Origin of the sequence: Nocardioides bruguierae, from assembly GCF_023554635.1 — a bacterium.
GTDB classification, from domain to species: domain Bacteria; phylum Actinomycetota; class Actinomycetes; order Propionibacteriales; family Nocardioidaceae; genus Nocardioides; species Nocardioides bruguierae.
On sequence record NZ_JAMJPH010000045.1, the window covers coordinates 1 to 1,596 of the forward strand.

Consider the following 1,596-nt stretch of genomic DNA (forward strand, 5'->3'; position numbering starts at 1 on the left):
AAGCCGGAGGAGAGCTTCTCCAGCGACTTGCTCATCGAGCTCTGGGTCGAGGAGAGGTTGCGGTAGGTGTTGATCGCGTCGACGTTGGTGTTGATGCGCAGGCTCATGATGGGTTCCCTTCCTGGGACTCTGACGGATGCGCCCGTCCGTGGGCAGCACGTCCCCCATCGACGCCCGCCGCCCCCTCCTGAGGGGAACCGACGACACCGGCCGGTGCGGCCGCGGTGGTCCGTACCGCCCGCCGCCCTCCGGACGACCGGACCCCCGGCCGTCGGGACGGCCGGGGGCCCGGGTCGTGCTGGGTCGTGCTGGGTCGTGCTGGGTCGTGCTGGGTGGTGCCGGGTCAGCCCGGGGGTCGGACCCGTCGCCCGACGTCGGGTCAGCGCAGGAGGCTGAGGACGTTGTTGGGGGCCTGGTTGGCCTGGGCGAGCATGGAGGTGCCGGCCTGGGAGAGGATCTGCGAGCGGGTGAAGTTCATCATCTCGGCGGCCATGTCGGTGTCGCGGATGCGGGACTCCGAGGCGGAGAGGTTCTCCACCGACACGTTCAGGCTGTTGACCCGGTGCTCGAACTGGTTCTGCACCGCACCGAGGGCCGAACGCTGGGCCGAGACGTTGGTGATCTCCGCCTGCACGTCGTCGCTCGTCGAGCTGGTGATGTCCAGCGCGGCGATGGTGGTCTTGAAGTCCTTCAGCGCGGTGGTGCCGCTGATGTCGATCGTGTCGGCGGACTCGAAGCCGGTCTGGAACGTGAGGTCGGCGCCGGCGAACAGGTCCACACCGTTGAACTTGGTGTTGTCCTGGATGTTGCCGATCTCCGTCTTCAGCGCGTCGAACTCCGTCTGCAGCGCCGTCTGGGAGTCCGTGTTCTGGGTGCCGTTGTTGTACTGGACCGAGAGGTCGTTCATGCGCTGGAGCATGGAGTGGACCTCGGTGAGGGCGCCTTCTGCGGTCTGGGCGACGGAGATGCCGTCCTGGGCGTTGCGGGTGGCGACCTTGAGACCGCCGACCTGGGAGCGCAGGCCCTCGGAGATGGCGAGGCCGGAGGCGTCGTCGGCGGCGCGGTTGATGCGGAAGCCGGAGGAGAGCTTCTCCAGCGACTTGCTCATCGAGTTCTGGGTCGAGGAGAGGTTGCGGTAGGTGTTGATCGCGTCGACGTTGGTGTTGATGCGGAGACTCATCGTGGTGTCCCTTCCTGGTCACGGGGTGCACAGCCCGTCCGTGGGCTGCACCCGTCCATCGGCGCCCATCGCGGCCCGCCTGATCGGGACGTGGCGTTCTTCACGTCCTCCTCACAAGCGTGTGCTGCCCGCGGTGCGCGCCACCGGTGCCGGCCCCTGTCACGGTCCTGTGCCCGGTCCGGACGCAGCAGGACCCCCGACCGCCGGTGGCGGGTCGGGGGTCCTGCTGGTCCAGGTCTCCGGGACCAGTGGCTGGTGCAGGCCGTGGGTTCAGGCCGTGTCAGGCCGTGGGTCAGCGCAGGAGGCTGAGGACGTTGTTGGGGGCCTGGTTGGCCTGGGCGAGCATGGAGGTGCCGGCCTGGGAGAGGATCTGGGAGCGGGTGAAGTTCATCATCTCGGCGGCCATGTCGGTGTCG

At 68.4% G+C, this 1,596-nt stretch carries 2 protein-coding genes; both read right to left on the reverse strand.

What is annotated here, in order from left to right; all coding sequences use genetic code 11:
• Positions 1-379 precede the first annotated feature (379 nt).
• Positions 380-1,180: a flagellin N-terminal helical domain-containing protein gene (locus M8316_RS20310; protein ID WP_250057796.1), complete on the reverse strand. Its 801-nt coding sequence runs from the start codon at positions 1,178-1,180 to the stop codon at positions 380-382.
• 292 nt (positions 1,181-1,472) lie between these two features.
• A complete protein-coding gene (locus M8316_RS20315) occupies positions 1,473-1,586 on the reverse strand; it encodes a flagellin (protein WP_272495624.1) in 114 nt (37 codons plus the stop codon).
• Positions 1,587-1,596: the final 10 nt, after the last annotated feature.